The organism is Micromonospora sp. C97 (assembly GCF_018070385.1).
Taxonomy (GTDB): Bacteria; Actinomycetota; Actinomycetes; order Mycobacteriales; family Micromonosporaceae; genus Micromonospora; species Micromonospora parva.
In genome coordinates this window covers 103488-120909 of sequence record NZ_JAGPXU010000017.1, presented here as the reverse complement: position 1 = coordinate 120909, position 17422 = coordinate 103488, and the positions used below count along the sequence as shown (strand labels likewise).

Annotated in this window: 15 protein-coding genes; 7 read left to right on the top strand and 8 right to left on the bottom strand. The window is 72.6% G+C overall.

What is annotated here, in order from left to right:
- Positions 1–148: 148 nt before the first annotated feature.
- The 5 genes from KBX26_RS21645 to deoC all read right to left on the bottom strand — a co-directional run bounded on the left by KBX26_RS21645 (position 149) and on the right by deoC (position 5121).
- Complete coding sequence (locus KBX26_RS21645) at positions 149–1054, bottom strand: M56 family metallopeptidase (RefSeq protein WP_030328996.1); 906 nt, start codon at positions 1052–1054, stop codon at positions 149–151.
- 10 nt (positions 1055–1064) lie between these two features.
- Positions 1065–1538 (bottom strand): BlaI/MecI/CopY family transcriptional regulator, encoded by a 474-nt coding sequence (locus KBX26_RS21640; protein WP_245233531.1) that lies wholly within the window; start codon positions 1536–1538, stop codon positions 1065–1067.
- A gap of 369 nt (positions 1539–1907) precedes the next feature.
- Entirely contained in the window at positions 1908–2732 is an 825-nt protein-coding gene (locus KBX26_RS21635) for an aldehyde dehydrogenase family protein (RefSeq protein ID WP_210860883.1), read from the bottom strand.
- A complete protein-coding gene (locus KBX26_RS21630; RefSeq protein ID WP_030328990.1) occupies positions 2725–4155 on the bottom strand; it encodes an aldehyde dehydrogenase family protein in 1431 nt (476 codons plus the stop codon). The genes KBX26_RS21635 and KBX26_RS21630 overlap by 8 nt, the downstream gene beginning before the upstream one ends.
- A gap of 6 nt (positions 4156–4161) precedes the next feature.
- Positions 4162–5121, bottom strand: a complete 960-nt coding sequence (deoC, locus tag KBX26_RS21625; RefSeq protein WP_210866278.1) for a deoxyribose-phosphate aldolase — start codon at positions 5119–5121, stop codon at positions 4162–4164.
- Positions 5122–5254: 133 nt separating this feature from the next.
- On the opposite strand from deoC, the gene upp reads away from it, so the two are divergent.
- On the top strand, positions 5255–5887 hold the full coding sequence (upp, locus tag KBX26_RS21620) for a uracil phosphoribosyltransferase (protein WP_030328980.1): 633 nt from the start codon (positions 5255–5257) through the stop codon (positions 5885–5887).
- 72 nt (positions 5888–5959) lie between these two features.
- Positions 5960–6640 carry a GPP34 family phosphoprotein gene (locus tag KBX26_RS21615; protein ID WP_210866277.1) on the top strand — a complete coding sequence of 227 codons (681 nt, stop codon included), beginning with the start codon at positions 5960–5962 and terminating at the stop codon, positions 6638–6640.
- Positions 6641–6652: 12 nt separating this feature from the next.
- Here the strand turns inward: KBX26_RS21615 and KBX26_RS21610 are convergent, their stop codons facing one another.
- Both KBX26_RS21610 and KBX26_RS21605 read right to left on the bottom strand, forming a co-directional pair.
- Complete coding sequence (locus KBX26_RS21610; RefSeq protein WP_210866276.1) at positions 6653–8320, bottom strand: phospho-sugar mutase; 1668 nt, start codon at positions 8318–8320, stop codon at positions 6653–6655.
- 48 nt (positions 8321–8368) lie between these two features.
- Positions 8369–10438 carry a serine/threonine-protein kinase gene (locus KBX26_RS21605; RefSeq protein WP_210866275.1) on the bottom strand — a complete coding sequence of 690 codons (2070 nt, stop codon included), beginning with the start codon at positions 10436–10438 and terminating at the stop codon, positions 8369–8371.
- Between the two features lie 206 nt (positions 10439–10644).
- Between KBX26_RS21605 and KBX26_RS21600 the strand changes: the two genes are divergently transcribed.
- Complete coding sequence (locus KBX26_RS21600; protein ID WP_210866274.1) at positions 10645–12228, top strand: methylmalonyl-CoA mutase; 1584 nt, start codon at positions 10645–10647, stop codon at positions 12226–12228.
- 459 nt (positions 12229–12687) lie between these two features.
- The gene (locus KBX26_RS21595) at positions 12688–13947 is read left to right on the top strand and encodes an amidohydrolase (RefSeq protein WP_210866273.1); all 1260 of its coding nucleotides are present in this window, start codon (positions 12688–12690) and stop codon (positions 13945–13947) included.
- On the opposite strand, the gene KBX26_RS21590 is transcribed toward KBX26_RS21595, so the two are convergent.
- Positions 13904–14866, bottom strand: coding sequence for a DUF4349 domain-containing protein (locus KBX26_RS21590; protein ID WP_210866272.1), 963 nt, complete (start codon positions 14864–14866; stop codon positions 13904–13906). The genes KBX26_RS21595 and KBX26_RS21590 overlap by 44 nt on opposite strands.
- Positions 14867–14959: 93 nt before the next feature.
- On the opposite strand from KBX26_RS21590, the gene KBX26_RS21585 reads away from it, so the two are divergent.
- From KBX26_RS21585 to KBX26_RS21575, 3 genes are all read left to right on the top strand, one after another.
- Positions 14960–15592: an MBL fold metallo-hydrolase gene (locus tag KBX26_RS21585; protein ID WP_210866271.1), complete on the top strand. Its 633-nt coding sequence runs from the start codon at positions 14960–14962 to the stop codon at positions 15590–15592.
- A 3-nt stretch (positions 15593–15595) separates the two neighbouring features.
- On the top strand, positions 15596–16561 hold the full coding sequence (locus tag KBX26_RS21580) for a hypothetical protein (protein ID WP_210866270.1): 966 nt from the start codon (positions 15596–15598) through the stop codon (positions 16559–16561).
- Positions 16562–16665: 104 nt separating this feature from the next.
- On the top strand, positions 16666–17400 hold the full coding sequence (locus KBX26_RS21575) for a hypothetical protein (RefSeq protein WP_030328958.1): 735 nt from the start codon (positions 16666–16668) through the stop codon (positions 17398–17400).
- Positions 17401–17422: the final 22 nt, after the last annotated feature.

Below are 17422 nucleotides of genomic sequence, written 5' to 3'. Positions count from 1 at the left end.
ATCCTGGATCGAGCGCGACCTTGACCGGACAGCGCGCGGCTGCGGGCCTACGGGCGCGGCGCGGGCGGCTCCGGTGCGTGGTGCGCGGGGGCCCGGCGCGGCGCGCGGGGGCCTGAGGGCGCGGCGGGTGAAGGGCGCCGGGGTCAGCTCAGGACAGGAAGAGGGTTACCGGGAGGGCGACCAGCATGGTGGCGACCGCGAGGGCGGTGGCACCGAGCACCCGGGGCGGCCGGTCACTGACCAGCAGACGCTGCATCCGTACGTCGAGATCCCGGTCGCCGACGCCCAGCGCGCCGGCCGGGGTGATCCGGTGCCCGGCGGCGGCGAACTGGCGCAGCGCCCCCGCCAGCGGGGCCTCGGCGTGCAGCTCGCGGGCCTTGTCGTCGGCGCGCATCTCGACCAGCAGGGCGACCCGCTCGTGCGCGTCGCGCACCCAGCCGAACCACGGCAGCGCCCGGCACAGCGCGGTGAACGGCAGCAGCACCAGGTCGTGCCGCTCGTTGGCGTGCGCCCGCTCGTGGCTGAGCACCGCGGCCAACTCGGCCCGGTCCAACAGGCTCAGCGTGCCGGCGCTGACCACCACCTGCGGCTTCACCCCCGGCAGGCAGTACGCGGCAGCGCTCGGATGATCCAACACCAGTGCGCCCGGCGCGGCCGGGTCGTTGCGGGCGACAAGGGAGAGCAGGTCCCGGTGGCGGCGCTGGGCGCGCACGGTGCCGTGGATGCTGCGCACCGTCGTCGTGACCAGCACCGCCCCGATGCCGAAGCCCACCCCGACGCCGGCCAGCTCGAAGGTGCCCATCCCGATCGGTAGGGCGCCATGGGCGAGGTCGTCGGCCAGGGCGAGCAGTGCGGAACCGGTCGGTCGGTCGTACGCGCTCAACCCGAGCGCCATCGGCAGGCCCATCGCCGAGAGGCCCAGCGCCAGCCCGACGGCCTGCCAGCAGACGATCGCCACCCGAGGGCTGCGCCACGTCCAGGTCGAACGGGACAGCACCTGGGCGGTCAGATAGCAGGCCAGCATCGTGGCGGCGAAGTGCACGGCGTACGCCATGGCGTGCGCCCTACCGCTCCGCTGCCTCGCCGGCGGGGCGTCGGCCCGCCGGCCCGCCCACGCGGTCGGTCAGCGCGTCGGCGCCGCCCTTGTCACCACCGGTGGCACCCGGCCCGGTCAGGCCGGCCTCGCTGCCCAGGGCGGCCCGCAGCACCTCGGCCTCGGTGCCGGTCACCGAGCGGGCGAACCGCACCAGCGCGGCGTCCCGGCTGCCACCCAGGTCGAGGGCGTCGAGCATGAGCTGGGCGATGTGTGCCTCGCGGCTGGCGGCCGGCCGGTACCGCCAGGCCCGTCCCTCCCGCTCCCGCTGCACCATGCCCTTGCCGGCGAGCCGGTCCAGCACCGTCATCACAGTGGTGTACGCCAGCTCACGGCCGTCGAGCGCGTCGGCCACCTCGCGCACGGTCACCCCGTCCGACGTGCCCGGGACCACGTCCCACAGCACATCCATCACCGCACGCTCAAGATCGCCCAACCGAGTCACGAATCAATCCTACCCCCGGTAGTAGACCCCCCACGCGCCCGCGCCCACCCCCAACCTGAGGGTGATCATGAGGTTGACCGGCCGAGCGAGATCGAACACCCGCCAACCCATGATCACCAACCAAGACCGACGGGCTGGCCGAAGATCCGCGCAACTTCAGCGATGTTGCTGCCTCCCGGGCGACGGAGGCAGCAACATCCCTGTTCTTGTGCAGATCTTGGGCTGCCGGCGGCGGCGGGGCAGGGCAAGGCGGGAGGAGGGGAGGCGGAGGGCGGCAACCGAACCCGAGGCAGAACCCCTGAGCTGACCCACCCGACGAACCTGGCCCACGTCAGGGCTCCCCGGAAAACCAAGAGGTCAACCCGGCGCTCACACCCCCTTGGGATGCCAGACCGTCTTCGTCTCCAGCAGCGCGGTCATCCGGGCCAGGCCCGGGTCGGCGAACCACTCCGCCGCACCGGACGCCGGCCGGAGCACCCGCTTGAGGTTCTCCGCCGCCTTGACCTCCAGGTCGGTGGCGAGCGAGGCGTCGGTGACCCCGGTCAGGTCGATCGCGTTGACGTCCATGTGCGCCGCCAGTGTCGGCGCGGTCTCGGTGATCGCGCCGGTGAGGATGTTGACCACGCCGCCGGGCAGGTCGGAGGTGGCCAGCACCTCGGCCAGCGTCACCGCCGCCAGGGGCTCGGACGGCGACGCCGCGACCACCACCGTGTTGCCGGTGACGATCGCCGGGGCGATCACACTGACCAGGCCGAGCAGCGCCGGCCGCTCCGGGGCGACCACCGCGACCACGCCGGTCGGCTCGGGTGCGGAGATGTTGAAGTACGGGCCGGCGACCGGGTTGGCGCCCCCGTACACCTGGGCGAGCTTGTCGGCCCAGCCGGCGTACCAGACCCAGCGGTCCACTGCCGCGTCCACCTCGTCGCCGGGAATGCCCAGGGCGACGAACTGCTCGCGGCGGCCCTCCAGCATCTCGGCGGCCCGGTAGAGGATCTGGCCCCTGTTGTACGCGGTCGCGCCGGCCCAGCCCTTCACGGCGGCGCGGGCGGCGACCACCGCGTCCCGGGCGTCCTTGCGGGAGGCCAGTGACACATTCGAGGACTGCACGAGATACGACCGTCCCGACTCGCTGCGCGGGAACTTCCCGCCGATGAAGAGCTTGTACGTCTTGCGTACCGCGACCCGCTCAGACATTGAGGTAACCCTCCAGCCCGTGCCGGCCGCCCTCGCGACCGTAGCCCGACTCCTTGTACCCACCGAACGGCGAGGTGGGGTCGAACTTGTTGAAGGTGTTGGCCCAGACCACGCCGGCGCGCAGCCGGTCGGCCATCCACAGGATCCGGGAACCCTTGTCGGTCCAGATCCCGGCCGACAGCCCGTACGGCGTGTTGTTGGCCTTTTCGACGGCCTCGGCCGGGGTGCGGAAGGTGAGCACCGACAGCACCGGGCCGAAGATCTCCTCGCGGGCGATCCGGTGTGCCTGGGTGACGCCGGTGAAGATGGTCGGCGCGAACCAGAAGCCCCGGTCGGGCAGCTCGCACGGCGGCGACCAGCGCTCGGCGCCCTCGGCGGAGCCGGCGTCGGACAGCTCGCGGATCCGCTCCAGTTGGGCGGCCGAGTTGATAGCGCCGACGTCGGTGTTCTTGTCCAGCGGGTCGCCGACCCGGAGCTGGGCCATCCGCCGCTTCAGCGACTCCAGCACCCGGTCGGCAACGTTCTCCTGCACCAGCAGCCGGGAGCCGGCGCAGCAGACGTGCCCCTGGTTGAAGAAGATGCCGTTGACGATGCCCTCGACGGCCTGGTCGATCGGGGCGTCGTCGAAGACGATGTTGGCGGCCTTGCCACCCAGTTCCAGGGTGAGCTTCTTGCGGGTGCCGGCGACCGACCGGGCGATGGCCCGACCCACCTCGGTGGAGCCGGTGAAGGCGACCTTGTCCACGTCGGCGTGCTCCACCAGCGCACGACCCGTGTCGCCGGCGCCGGTGAGGATGTTGACCACTCCGGCCGGCAGGTCGGCCTGCTGGCAGATCTCGGCGAAGAGCAGCGCGGTCAACGGGGTGGTCTCGGCCGGCTTCAGCACCACTGTGTTGCCGGCGGCGAGCGCCGGGGCGATCTTCCAGGCCAGCATGAGCAGCGGGAAGTTCCACGGGATGACCTGCGCGGCCACCCCGATCGGCTGCGGGTTCGCGCCGAAGCCGGCATGACCCAGCTTGTCGGCCCAGCCGGCGTAGTAGAAGAAGTGCGCGGCGACCAGCGGCAGGTCGACGTCGCGGCTCTCCCGGATCGGCTTGCCGTTGTCCAGGGATTCCAGGACGGCCAGCTCGCGGGAGCGCTCCTGGATGAGCCGGGCGATCCGGTACAGGTACTTCGCCCGGTCCCGGCCCGGCATCGGGCCCCAGACCTTGTCGTACGCCTTGCGGGCGGCGCGTACCGCGCGCTCCACGTCCTGGGCGCCGGCCTCGGCGATCTCGGCCAGCACCTCCTCGGAGGCGGGGTTGATCGACTTGAAGCTGCCACCGTCGGTCGGGTCGACGAACGTACCGTCGATGAACAGCCCGTACGAGGGCTTGAGGTCCACCACCGAGCGGGACTCGGGGGCGGGGGCGTATTCGAACATCGGCTATCAGTCCAGGGTGAAGTAGTCGGGACCGGAGTAGGTGCCGGTCGTCAGCTTGGTGCGCTGCATCAGCAGGTCGTTGAGCAGGCTGGACGCGCCGAAGCGGAACCAGTCCGGGTCGAGCCAGTCCGGGCCGACGGTCTCGTTGACCATCACCAGGTACTTGATCGCGTCCTTGGTGGTCTTGATGCCACCGGCCGGCTTCACGCCCACCTGCCGACCGGTCGCCGCGCGGAAGTCGCGGACCGCTTCCAGCATCACCAGGGTCACCGGCATCGTCGCCGCGACCGGAACCTTGCCGGTGGAAGTCTTGATGAAGTCGCCGCCGGCCAGCATGGCCAGCCAGGAGGCCCGCCGCACGTTGTCGTAGGTGGCCAGCTCGCCGGTCTCCAGGATCACCTTGAGGTGGGCATCGCCGGAGGCTTCCTTGATGGCCACGATCTCGTCGTAGACCTCCTTGTACCGCCCGGCCAGGAACGCGCCACGGTTGATCACCATGTCGATCTCGTCGGCGCCGGCCGCGACGGCGGCCCGGGTGTCGGCCAGCTTGATCTCCAACGGCGCCTGGCCCGACGGGAAGGCGGTCGCCACGCTGGCCAGGTGCACACCTGATCCGCGCAGCACCTCGGCGACGTACGGGACCATCGCCGGGTAGACGCAGACGGCGCCGACGTGCGGGCAGGACGGGTCGGCCGGGTCGGGGCGCAACGCCTTCGCGGCGAGCGCACGCACCTTGCCCGGGGTGTCCGCCCCCTCCAGGGTGGTCAGGTCGACCATCCGGATCGCCAGGTCGATCGCCTGGGCCTTGGCGGTGGTCTTGATGGAGCGGGTGCCGAGCTGTGCCGCCCGCTGCTCCGCGCCGACCTGGTCCACGCCGGGCAGGCCGTGCAGGAAGGTCCGCAGAGCGGTCTCGGATCGTCCCAGCTCGGAGAGCTCCGACCGGGCCGACGTCGTTGTCGCCGTCATGCCGAGAAGTCTACGCACCGAAGCGCCGAGTGATCTTGCTCACGAGCGCTGAGTGACGTCCCGACGTGAGCGGCGTCCCTGGTCCGACCGCACCGGCACCGCCGCGTGCTACGGACCGGTAGGTTGAGCGATCGTGGACGTACACGTCATTGACCACCCGCTGGCCCAGTCCAGGTTGACCGCCATGCGGGACGCGCGCACCGATTCCTCGACGTTCCGGGCCGCGCTGCACGAACTGACCACCATGCTGGTGTACGAGGCGGCGCGCACCTTCCCCGTCGAGCGGTACCCGGTGCAGACGCCGGTCACCGGCACCGAGGGCACCCGGCTGGCCAACCCGCCGCTGCTGGTCCCGGTGCTGCGCGCCGGCCTGGGTATGGCGGACGCCGCGTTGGGCCTGCTCCCGGAGTCCTCGATGGGTTTCGTGGGCCTGGCCCGCGACGAGGTGACCTACGAGCCGCGCGCGTACATGGAGTCGTTGCCGCGCGACCTGACCGGGCTGCCGGTCCTGGTGCTCGACCCGATGCTGGCCACCGGCGGTTCGCTGGAGCACTCCTGTCGGCTGTTGGCCGAGCGCGGCTGCACCGACATCACAGTGCTCTGCGTGCTCGCCGCCCCGGTCGGCATCGAGCGGCTGGAGCGCTCCGGCCTGCCGTTGCGCCTGGTCACGGCCTCGATCGACGAAGGGCTCAACGACAGCATGTTCATCGTCCCCGGGCTCGGCGACGCCGGAGACCGCCAGTTCGGTGGCATGCCCCGCTTCTGAGGTGATACCCGGTGGGAACCGGGTTCGGCGGGTCCGTGCACGGGGTGCGCGGACCCGCTACCGTCTCCGGCCATGACTGGTGTTGCGCTCGCCGAGGAGTTGCTGCTCCTCGCCTACGACGACACGACCGGCAAGGCGACCATGCCGCGGATCAGCCTGGACCTGGGCATGGCCGCCGCGGTGCTGGTCGAGCTGGCCCTGGCCGGCCGGATCGCGTACGCCGACGGGTCGTTGACGGTGCTCGACCCGACGCCGACGGGCGAGCCGTTCAGCGACGACGTCCTCAGCCGGATCGCCGCCGACACCCCGCACACCCCGGCGTCCTGGGTGCAGCGCCTGCGGCACGGCCTGCGCGACCGGATCCTCGCCGACCTGTGCCGGCAGGGCGTCGTCCGGGACGTGGACGAGACCGAGCTGGGCTTCATCCACGTGCACCGTTACCCGGTGGTGGACTCCTCGGTCGAGGCGGAGACCCGGCAGCGGCTGGCCGAGGCGCTGACCGGCGGCGCGGCGGCCCCGGACGAGCGCACCGCCGCGCTGGCCACCCTGGTCGTGGTGCTCCGGATGGAGTCCGCGCTCGGGGTGAGCGGGGAGGCCGCCGCCGACGCCCGCCGCCGGCTGACGGAGATCGCCACCGGCGCCGGGTTCTCCGGCGAGGTGAGCACCGACGACTCGGTGGTCCGCCCGTCGGTCGGCCTGGTCGTCGCCGCCCTGGCCACCGCCGTCGACCAGGCGCTCGGCCCGCGCCGCTGACCCGCGCGCCGGTCAGAGCCCCAGAGCTGCGGCGATCTCGGCGCGCAACGCGGCGACGGCCGACGCCGCCCGGTCGCGGGCCGTCGCGACGTCACCGTCCGCCACCGGTTCCACCACCTCCAGGTACGCCTTGAGCTTCGGCTCGGTCCCGGACGGGCGGATCACCACCCGGGCCACAGCGGTGCGCAGGATCACCACGTCCGACTCGGGCAGCAGGTCCCGAACGCTGTCCACCGGCTGTCCGAGCAGGGTGGCCGGGGTGGTCGTCCGGATCCGGGCCATCGCGTCGGCGATGATCCGCAGGTCGTCCACCCGGGCGGAGAGCTGGTCGGTGTGGTGCACGCCGAACTCGGCGGCCAGCTCGTCGAGCCGGTCGGTCAACGTCCGGCCCTGCGTCTTCAGGCCGGCGGCCAACTCCGCCACGGTCAGCGCGGCGGTGATGCCGTCCTTGTCCCGGACGTGCTCCGGGGCCACGCAGTAGCCGAGCGCCTCCTCGTAGCCGAAGACCAGCGGCGCGCTGCCACCGCCGGCCCGCACGATCCACTTGAAGCCGGTGAGCGTCTCGTCGTAGGGCAGACCCCGGGCCGCGCACATCGCCCGCAGCAGCGACGACGACACGATCGTGGTGGCGTAGAGCCCGGTCACCCCCCGGCGCATCAGGTGGTCGGCGAGCAGGACGCCCACCTCGTCGCCGCGCAGCATCCGCCAGCCGTCGCGGTGGTCCCGGACGACCACCGCGCACCGGTCGGCGTCCGGGTCGTTGGCGATGGCGAGGTCCGCGCCGGTGGAGTCGGCCAGGGCGATGAGCCGGTCCACCGCACCCGGTTCCTCCGGGTTGGGGAACGACACGGTGGGGAACGCCGGGTCCGGCTCGGCCTGGTCGGGCACCACCCCGGGGGTCGGGAAACCGGCGCGGGCGAAGGCGGCGGTCAGCACCGCCGCGCCCACCCCGTGCAGCGGGGTGTACGCCACCGTCAGGTCCCGTGGCCCGTCCGGGTCGATCACCGCGGTGGCCCGTTCGACGTACGAGGCGACCAGGTCGTCGCCGAGCACCTGACCGGGCTCGCCCAACGGCACCTGGGTCAGCGGCCCGACCGACCGGATGGCCGCCTCGATTCCGGCGTCGGCGGGCGGCACGATCTGCGCCCCGGCGCCCAACTCGCCGCCCAGCTCCGCGCCGAGATAGACCTTGTAGCCGTTGTCCTGCGGCGGGTTGTGGCTGGCCGTGACCATCACGCCGGCGACCCCGCCGAGGTGCCGCACGGCGTACGCCAGCACCGGGGTGGGCAGCGGGCGGGGCAGCAGCAGCGCCGGGCGGCCAGCGCCGGTGGCCACCTGGGCGGTGCGCTCGGCGAACTGCCGCGAGCCGTGCCGGGCGTCGTACCCGATCACCAGCGGGCCGGTGCCACCCTGGGCCGCGAGCCAGGTGACCAGGCCGGCAGCGGCCTGGGTGACCACGGCGAGGTTCATGCCGTTCGGGCCGGCGCGCAGCGGGCCGCGCAGGCCCGCCGTGCCGAAGGTCAGCGGGCCGGCGAACCGGTCGGCCAGCTCCGGCGCGCTCGCGGGCAGCCCGTCGAGCACCGCCGTCAGCTCGTCCCGGCTGGCCGGGTCGGGGTCGTCGGCCAGCCAGCGCCGGGCTTGCTCACGAATGTCGTCGATGTCAGTGGTGTCCGCCGCCATGCCCCTTGATAGCACGGCGACGGATCATCCCTGTCGGTTCCCTCCGGCTCAGCCGTCTTCGGTGAGCTGGAACGTGCGCGCCATCTCGTCGAAGATCGGCTTGCTCTCCGCGAACTTGGCGTCGGTGGCGGTGAGGTAGAACGAGTACGCCTTGCCGTCCTGCGCCACGCCCCGCCAGATGCCGTGCCGCATCACGTCACCCTCGCCGCAGGTGTACTCGAATTCGGCGGCGGGCTTGCTGGCCAGCTGGGTTTCGGTGGAGGACGAGACCTGGTTGTACGGCTTGACGCAGGAGGTGCTCCTGGTCTTGAGGCCGTTCTCGGCCGTCTCCGCCCACCGGGCGGAGCTGCTGGTCCACTTCTCGGTGATGATGCGGACCTTGCGGCCGCTGTCCTCCGGGTCGATGTAGTCGGTGTACGAACCGCCGGTGGCCTTCTTCCAGCCCTTCGGCACCATGACCTGGATCCCGCGCGCCGCGTGCTCCTGCATCTCGACGGTGGGGGCCGCCGGGGCGGACGGGGTGGGCTGTGCCGCCGGGGTGTTCGGCGACGTCGTGTCGTCGTCGCCGCCGGAGAGCGCCACCACGCTGAGCAGCAGCACGACGACCAACCCGCCGGCAGCGGCGAGCTGGACCTTGCGCGGCCAGCCCTTGACCGTGGTGACCAGCTGACCCCCGGTGGCCCGGACCTTGTCCAGAGCGCTGCCGCCGGAGGTGGCGGGCGCGGTGGCCCAGGGCTGGCCGGTGCCCGGCACCGACCACTGGTTGCCGCCGTAGGTGCCGCCGACGCGCTGGGTGGCCTCCGGTGCGCCGCCGTACCCGACCTGCTGGGTGGCGTCGGCCGGGTTGCCGTAGCTGACCCGTTGGGTGGCGTCGGGGTGCCCGCCGGCGTCCACCCGCTGGGTGGCGTCCGCGTTGCCGCCGTAGGTGCGCCCGGCCGCCGGTCGGCCGGCGGCCGGCATCGCGCCGGTCGGCGTGTGCAGCGGGCCGGCCAACGCGTCGGCGCTGGTCTCGTCGAGCCCACCCGTGGCACCGGCAGCGGACGCTGCCTGCTGGCGCTTGCCCCGGCGCAACGAGGACAGCCGGTCGGTCAGGGACTCACCCGGGGCCAGCATCGCCGGGCCACCGATCTGGCTGTCCGGCTTGGGCTCCGGCTGGGCCGGCGGGAGGACGGGCACGGGGCGCTGCTGCACCGGCACCACGGCGTACGGGTCGGTGACCGAGTGCACCGCCGTCGCCGTGCTGCCCAGCGGGCCGGCGAGCAGCTCGCGCAGCATGGCCCGGGAGGTGTGCACGTCCAGTCGACGCGCCGGGTCCTTCTCCAGCAGACCCATCAGCACGCGGGTCAGCGGGCCGCTGCGCTGCGGCGGGGCGGGTGGGTCCTCCACCACGGCGTGCATGGTCTCGATCGGGTCGCCCTTGTCGAACGGGGGCCGCCCCTCGACAGCGGTGTAGAGCGTCACACCCAGCGAGAAGAGGTCGCTGGGCGGGCCGAACTCCTGGCCCATGGCCCGCTCGGGCGAGATGAAGTGCGGCGAGCCGAGCACCATGCCGGGGGTGGTGAGCTGCACGTCCGTGGGCATCCGGGCGACCCCGAAGTCGGTCAGCACGCACCGCCCGTCGGCGCAGATCAGCACGTTGGCCGGTTTGACGTCGCGGTGCAGTACGCCGATCGCGTGGGCGACCTCCAACGCGCCGAGCAGCGCGATGCCGATCTTCGCGACGGCGCGGGGCGCGACCGGCCCGTCCTCGATCACCATGTCGGCCAGGCTGCGGGCGTCCAGCAGCTCCATCACGATCCACGGCCGGCCGGCCTCGGTGACCACGTCGTACACCTGCACGACGGCGGGGTGCTGGATGGCGGCGGCGGCGCGGGCCTCGCGCAGGGTGCGTTCGTACATCGCGTCGCGGTCGCTGGGGGCCAGCCCCGGGGGCAGGACGACCTCCTTCACCGCCACGTCACGGCGCAGCAGGGTGTCTGTGGCACGCCACACCGTGCCCATGCCGCCGTTGCCCACCGAGGACCGCAGCGAGTACCGGTCACCAATGGTGGTGCCGGGCGCCGCTCGTCCGTTGGCGGGACTAACTGGTCCGCCGCTCCACGTCGGGATCTGAGTCACAGAAAAGCCACCGGGGGAAATCGAGGGGGGCTGGGACACAACCCCCCTATCTTGCTGGTTCCGACGCCCGATGCGAAAGCCGACGCGACGGACGTTTATCGAAGTCAACAGAACGTGCCCTGTCGTTCACCTGGTGTCGACCGGTCGGGACGCACTGTGCGGTATCCCTCACCCGGCGACGTGGCCAGGCGTCCTACCATCCGGGGATGAACCAACGGCGGTCAAGTGAGTCCGGTTTCCCGATCAACGGCGTCTACACGGAGGCCGACCTTCCGGAGGACCTGGACTCCCGGCTCGGCAGCCCCGGCGAGTTTCCGTACACCCGGGGCGTCTACCCCACCATGTACACCTCCCGCCCGTGGACCATGCGCCAGTACGCCGGCTTCGGCACCGCCACCGAGTCCAACGCGCGGTACCACCAGCTGTTGCGGGCCGGCACCATGGGACTCTCGGTCGCGTTCGACCTACCGACCCAGATGGGCTACGACTCCGACGACCCGATCGCGCACGGCGAGGTCGGCAAGGTGGGCGTCGCCATCGACTCCATCGAGGACATGCGGCTGCTCTTCGCCGACATCCCACTGGACAAGGTGTCCACCTCGATGACCATCAACGCGCCCGGCTCGGTGCTGCTGCTGCTCTACCAGCTCGTCGCCGAGGAGAACGGGGTGCCGGGGACGGCACTCAACGGCACCATCCAGAACGACATCCTCAAGGAGTACATCGCCCGGGGGACGTACATCTTCCCGCCGAAGCCGTCGCTGCGCCTGGTGGCCGACACCTTCGCGTACTGCCGCAAGGAGGTGCCGAAGTGGAACACCATCTCCATCTCCGGCTACCACATGGCGGAGGCCGGTGCGACGCCCGCGCAGGAGATCGCGTTCACCCTGGCCAACGGCGTGGAGTACGTGCGGGCGGCGCTGGCCGCGGGGCTCGCCGTCGACGACTTCGCGCCCCGGCTGTCGTTCTTCTTCGTGGCCCGCACCACGCTGCTGGAGGAGGTGGCGAAGTTCCGCGCCGCCCGGCGGATCTGGGCCCGACTGATGCGCGACGACTTCGGCGCCAAGGATCCGAAGTCGATGATGCTGCGGTTCCACACCCAGACCGCCGGCGTGCAGCTCACCGCGCAGCAGCCGGAGGTGAATCTGGTCCGGGTGGCGGTGCAGGGGTTGGCCGCGGTGCTCGGCGGCACCCAGTCGCTGCACACCAACAGCTTCGACGAGGCGATCGCGCTGCCCACCGAGAAGGCGGCCCGGCTCGCGCTGCGTACCCAGCAGGTGCTGGCCTACGAGACGGACCTGACCGCCACCGTCGACCCGTTCGCCGGCTCGTACGTGGTGGAGGCGATGACCGCCGAGATCGAGGCTGCCGCCGTCGAGCTGATGGAGCGGGTGGCCGACCACGGTTCGGCGGTGGACGCGATCGAGGCCGGCTTCCAGAAGCGGGAGATCGAGCAGTCCGCGTACCGGATCGCCCAGGAGATCGACTCGGCGGAGCGGGTGGTGGTCGGGCTCAACCGGTTCACCGTGGACGAGGAGGAGCCGTACGAGCCGCTGCGGGTCGACCCGGCGATCGAGGCGGCCCAGGCCGACCGGCTGGCCCGGCTGCGCGCCGAGCGGGACGCCGACGCGGTGGCGCGGGCGCTGGCCGATCTTCGGGCCGCCGCCGAGGGTGCGGAGAACGTGCTGTACCCGATGAAGGAGGCGCTGCGGGCCCGGGCGACGGTGGGCGAGGTGTGCGGGACGCTGCGCGAGGTGTGGGGGTTGTACCGACCCTCCGACCGCTTCTGAGCGCGCTCGGTCGCGGCTCTACGGCCCGAGGGCACTGTGTGTCAGTCGGGCCGAGCGGGTATCCGGTCGGTTGAGCCGGGACGCACACCCTGTGCGCCCACGGTGGGTGGGTGCGTGTGAGCGTCCTTATCCGGCTCGTTGCGGAGTGTGGTCGGCTAATTGTCGGAGTGTCAGTTCACCACCCCGACTAATGCGACAATTTGGCAACGGGTTCCGACTGGTTCCGGGATTCGTGACCGCCGCGATTGGTTACGCGTTGTAGGAGGTGAGGGGCCGATGACGGCGTTCGACCGTGATCTACCTGCTGTCCCCCGCCTCGACGAACGCCCTCAGCAGGGCATACGTGACTCTGTGCGGTCCGATCATTACCGTAACGAGGTTGCGCAGCGTCACCGTCGGAGGTCTAGGCTGTCTGCTGTCCCCGATGATCCATCCATCTCTAGTGATCGAGAATTCGACGTGACGAGTGCGTTGACGCTGCCCACGGGTGGCCAGCTGGCGTCGTCCTGGCCGGAGACGCCACCCGGATCCCAGCCGTTGCCCCGCGAGCTGGATCACCTTCTCGCGCTCCGGGTCCCGGGGCTGATCGCTACGCGCCGTCACATCCACTCGCACCCTGAGCTCTCCGGCAACGAGTTCGAGACGGCCGCGCTGATCGCCCGGGAGTTGTCGCTGGCCGGGTTGAGCCCGCGCCTGCTGCCCAAGGGCAACGGCGTGATCTGCGACATCAACGGCCGGCCGGACGGCCCGGTCGTGGCGCTGCGCGCCGACATCGACGCCCTGCCGCTCGACGACCCCAAGGACGTCCCGTACCGGTCGACCGTGGAGGGCGTCTGCCACGCCTGCGGGCACGACGTGCACACCACGGTCCTGCTCGGCGTCGGCATGCTGCTCGCCCAGCTCGCCGACCTCGGGGAGCTGGACGGCCGGGTCCGGCTGATCTTCCAGCCGGCCGAGGAGATCCTGCCCTGCGGTTCGCTGGAGGTCATCGAGGCCGGCGGCCTGGACGACGTGGTGCAGATCTTCGCGCTGCACTGCGACCCGAACCTGCCGGTGGGCCAGGTCGGCCTGCGGGTCGGTCCGATCACCGCGGCCGCCGACAACGTGACAGTCCGGCTCTCCGGCCCGGGCGGGCACACCGCCCGCCCGCACCTGACCGTCGACCTGGTCGACGCGCTCGGTCGGCTGATCACCGAGGTGCCCGCCCTGGTCAGCCGCCGGGTGCCGGCCAACAGCGGCCTGCTGCTGGTCTTCGGCCACGCCTCGGCCGGCACCCGCTACAACGTCATCCCGTCCGAGGCGAGCGCGTCCGGCACCCTGCGGGTGATGGACCGCGACACCTGGGAGCAGGCTCCCAAGATCGTCGCTCAGGTGGTACGGGACGTGATCGCGCCGACCGGCGCCACTGTCGACCTGGAATACCTGCGCGGCCGTCCGCCGGTGTGCAACGACTCCCGTGCCATCCAGGTGCTGACCGCCGCCACCGCCGCCGCGCTCGGCCCGGAGGGGATCGCCGAGACACCGCAGAGCATGGGCGGCGAGGACTTCTCCTGGTATCTGGAGTACGTCCCCGGCGCCCTCGCCCGGCTCGGCGTGGGTCGTTCCGGCCCCAACGTCGACCTGCACCGGGGGAGCTTCGACGTGGACGAGCGGGCCATCCCGGTCGGCGTCCGGGTCATGGTCCAGACCGCGCTGCGGGCACTGGCGGCGGCGCGCTGACGGGCGCGCCCAGAGCCGGGGACCTGCGCCGCCGGCGCAGCACCACCAACAACACCGCCAGCGGTACGCCGAGCGCCACCAGCCACGGCAGCAACGCGCCCAGCACCGTCAGCAGGACGGTCATCGAGACGACGAACGCCTTCCAGCCGCCCTTGAGCCCCACCAGGAAGCCGGTCTCGTCCTTCTCCTCGGTGGCCTTCGCCGCCGGTCCGGCCAGCGCCACGGTGATCGTGGAGAGGGCGGTCAGGTCGGCCAGGCGTCGCTTCTTGGCCTCCAACGAGGCCAGGTCCGCCTCCCGGCGACCCAGCTCGTTCTCCAACGACACCAGGTCGGTGATCGAGGTGGCCCGGGCCAGCAACCGGCGGGCGCTGTCCACCCGTGCCCGCTGACTGGTGATCCGGGCGTCCAGGTCGACGGTCTCCTCGGTGACGTCCTGTGTGTTGATCTCCCGGTTCTGCTGCCGACCGAGCTTCGCGATCTCCTCCACCACGCCGGTGAACTTCGCCGCCGGCACTCGCAGCACCAGCTCCGCCACCGCGTCGGCGTCGGCGCTGCGCCGCTGGTCCCCACCGACGAAACCACCGGCCCGAGTGGCCACGGCGGTGGCCTCGCGGGCGGCCGAGTCCACATCGTCCACCTGCACCCGCATCGTTCCGGTGTAGATGATCGCCCGCTGGTCCACCCGCAGGTCCGGTGCGCCGGCACCGGCCGCCTCCGGTGCGCCCGCGGCGGCGTCCCGGGGCACCTCACCGCCCTTGGCCGGCGGCGCCTCGACCGCCGAGCCGGCGGTGTCGTGTGCCCCACTGTCGCCGGCACCGCATCCTGTCAGCGCCAGCGCGGCCGCCAGTGCTGTCGCCGCCAGCAGCGCACCGCGGCGTCGTCCCACCTGTCCGTCCATCCCCGCTCCCATCGTCGTCAACCGGTGTGGCGATAGCTCGGACGCGACGCACACTCCGGCTGGTTCCGGCAGACTGCGCTGAGGACGTCACGATTCGATAATCGAGGAGTCACGATGCGACTCACCAAGTACGCCCACTCCTGCCTTCGGGTGGAACACGATGGGGGAATCCTCGTCGTCGACCCCGGGGTGTTCAGCGACACCACGGCGGCGCTGGACGGTGCGGACGCGGTGCTGATCACCCACGCGCACCCCGACCACCTCGACCTGGCAGCGGTGCGGCTCCAGCTCGACCGACGGCCGTTCCCGATCCACGGCCCCGCCTCGCTCGCCGAGGCCCTTGGGGACGCGGCCGACGCGCTGCGCCCGGTCGACGTCGGTGAGTCGTTCACCGCCGCCGGGGTCGCCGTGCGCGCGTACGGGGGGCGGCACGCCGTGATCCACCCCGAGATCCCGGTGATCGACAACCTCGGTTACCTGATCAACGACGTGGTCTACCACCCGGGCGACTCCCTGGTGGTGCCCGACGAGACACCCGTCGACACGCTCTTCGCGCCGATCCACGCCCCCTGGTCGAAGTTCTCCGAGGTGCTCGACTTCATCCGCGCGGTCGCGCCGCGGCGCGCGTACGCCCTGCACGACGCGCTGCTCAACGACAACGGGCTGGGTGTGCTGAACCGGCAGTACACGGCGATGTCCGGCACCGAGTACCAGCGACTGGAACCCGGCAGTCGGGTGGACGTCTGACCGATGCCCGGCCTCTCCGCGGAGCTGGTGCAGCAGCTCTACCGCACCCCACCGGACCGGTTCGTGGCCGCCCGGGAGGCCGCCGTGGCGCAGGCCCGCCAGGCCGGTGACCCGGCCACCGCCCGGGAACTGGCCCGGCTGCGTCGCCCGACGGTGGCCGCCTGGTTGGTGAACCTGCTCGCCATCCGACGTCCGGAGCTGGTCGCCGATCTGGTGCAACTCGCCGACGCCCTACGGTCCGCCCAACGGGAGCTGCGCGGGCCCAAACTGCGGGAGCTGTCCGCGCAGCGCCGGGCGGTGGTCGGCTCCCTGGTCGCCGAGGTGCGCAAGCTCGCCGCGGCCGAGCCGGACGCGCCACCGGCGAACCGGCTACCCCTGGCCGAGGTGGAGGCGACGTTGAACGCGGCGTTCTCCGACGTCGAGGTCGCCGAGCAGGTGCGGGCGGGTCGGCTGCTGCGGGCGGCCAGCTACGCCGGCTTCGGTGAGGTGCCCCGGCCACAACTGCGGCTGGTCACCGGAGACGGCGAGGAGCCCGACGAGGAACGCCCGGCCCGCCGACCCGGCGCCCAGCGAGGGCGACCCGAGGCGGCACCCCGTACGGATCGGGCGGCCGAGCGGGCCGCGCAGCGGGCGGCCCGAGCCGAGCGGGCCCGGCAGCGCCGCGCCCTGGACCGCGAGTTGGCGAAGGCCCAGGCCGACCAGGAGCGGGCCGAGGCGGAACTGACCAAGGCGACCGGGCAGGAGCGCGACGGTGCGGCCGTACTCGATGGGCTTGAGGCGGAGCTGGCCGAGCTGGAGCGGCGGCGCGCGGTCGCCGAGCAGGATCTCAGCCGGGCCAAGCTCGCCCGGCGGGCCGCCGAGCGGGCGGTCACCGTGGCCCGGCGGCGCGCCGGGGAGGTCGAGGCGGCCATCGAGGCACTGGCGGCCGAAGAGGGGGATGCGGACGCGGGCGGTGGCGCGGCAGACTGAGCATTGATGGACGACGACGAGTGCGCGGGCCGTGCACGGTGGGTGGCCGTGGATCGGGGCGTGGTCGGGCGCGGCGGTTCGGGCCGCGCGAAGAGGGCCCCGCGGTGACTCCGGAGCAGGTCGCGGCTGCCAGCAAGCCCGTCGTGCTCGACCTGGGCGACGCCTTCAGCCGGGACCCGACCACGTTGCGCCGGGCCCGACTGCTCGGCATCTCCGGGTGGGCCTTCTACATCAGCGGCCGGGCCGGCGCGCTCGGCGATGTGCGGGCCGAGACGGCCGCCGCCGCCCTCGGGTTCATCGCCCCGGACGCCGTCGCCGACGGTTGGGACGCCGCCGCCCGGGTCGTCCCGCCGTTCCAGGTGGCCGCCGCGAGCCTCGCCGAATGTTGCCGGTGGGGGGCGCAGCAGCTCGGCCCCCTGCCCGGTGCCGAACGCCTGTCCGCGCTCGTCGAGCGGGCCGTCGTCGCGGCCGACGCCAGCGGGATGCCGCTCTTCGCCGCGTGGCGGGCCATGCCCCTTCCGGACCTCTCTCCCGGGGCCCGCAGCGCCGCCGGGCTGCGGCTGCTCCGGGAACACTTCACCGGCGCCTACCTGCTCGCGGTACGGGCCGCCGGGATGACTCCGCTGGAGGCGGTGCTGGCCGGGCCGGAGGGGGAGGCCGGGGCGGTGGCCTGCGGGTGGCCGCCGCCGTACCCGCCGATCGGGCCGCTGGTGCGCCGCCGGCTCTGGGCGGAGGCGGTGACCAACCGCTTGGCCGCGCCGGCGTTCACCGCCCTCGGGCCCGCCGACGGCGCCGAGTTGGTGGAGTTGTTGCACCGCACCCGGGTCGACCTCGGCTGAGCCTCCGCCAGCCGGAAAATGG

Coding starts and splice junctions, on each gene's coding strand:
- KBX26_RS21600 (WP_210866274.1), top strand. CDS start 10,645: ATGAACCAACGGCGGTCAAGTGAGTCCGGTTTCCCGATCAACGGCGTC.
- KBX26_RS21580 (WP_210866270.1), top strand. CDS start 15,596: ATGCCCGGCCTCTCCGCGGAGCTGGTGCAGCAGCTCTACCGCACCCCA.
- KBX26_RS21630 (WP_030328990.1), bottom strand. CDS start 4,155: ATGTTCGAATACGCCCCCGCCCCCGAGTCCCGCTCGGTGGTGGACCTC.
- KBX26_RS21645 (WP_030328996.1), bottom strand. CDS start 1,054: ATGGCGTACGCCGTGCACTTCGCCGCCACGATGCTGGCCTGCTATCTG.
- KBX26_RS21635 (WP_210860883.1), bottom strand. CDS start 2,732: ATGTCTGAGCGGGTCGCGGTACGCAAGACGTACAAGCTCTTCATCGGC.
- deoC (WP_210866278.1), bottom strand. CDS start 5,121: ATGACGGCGACAACGACGTCGGCCCGGTCGGAGCTCTCCGAGCTGGGA.
- KBX26_RS21615 (WP_210866277.1), top strand. CDS start 5,960: ATGACTGGTGTTGCGCTCGCCGAGGAGTTGCTGCTCCTCGCCTACGAC.
- KBX26_RS21585 (WP_210866271.1), top strand. CDS start 14,960: ATGCGACTCACCAAGTACGCCCACTCCTGCCTTCGGGTGGAACACGAT.
- KBX26_RS21610 (WP_210866276.1), bottom strand. CDS start 8,320: ATGGCGGCGGACACCACTGACATCGACGACATTCGTGAGCAAGCCCGG.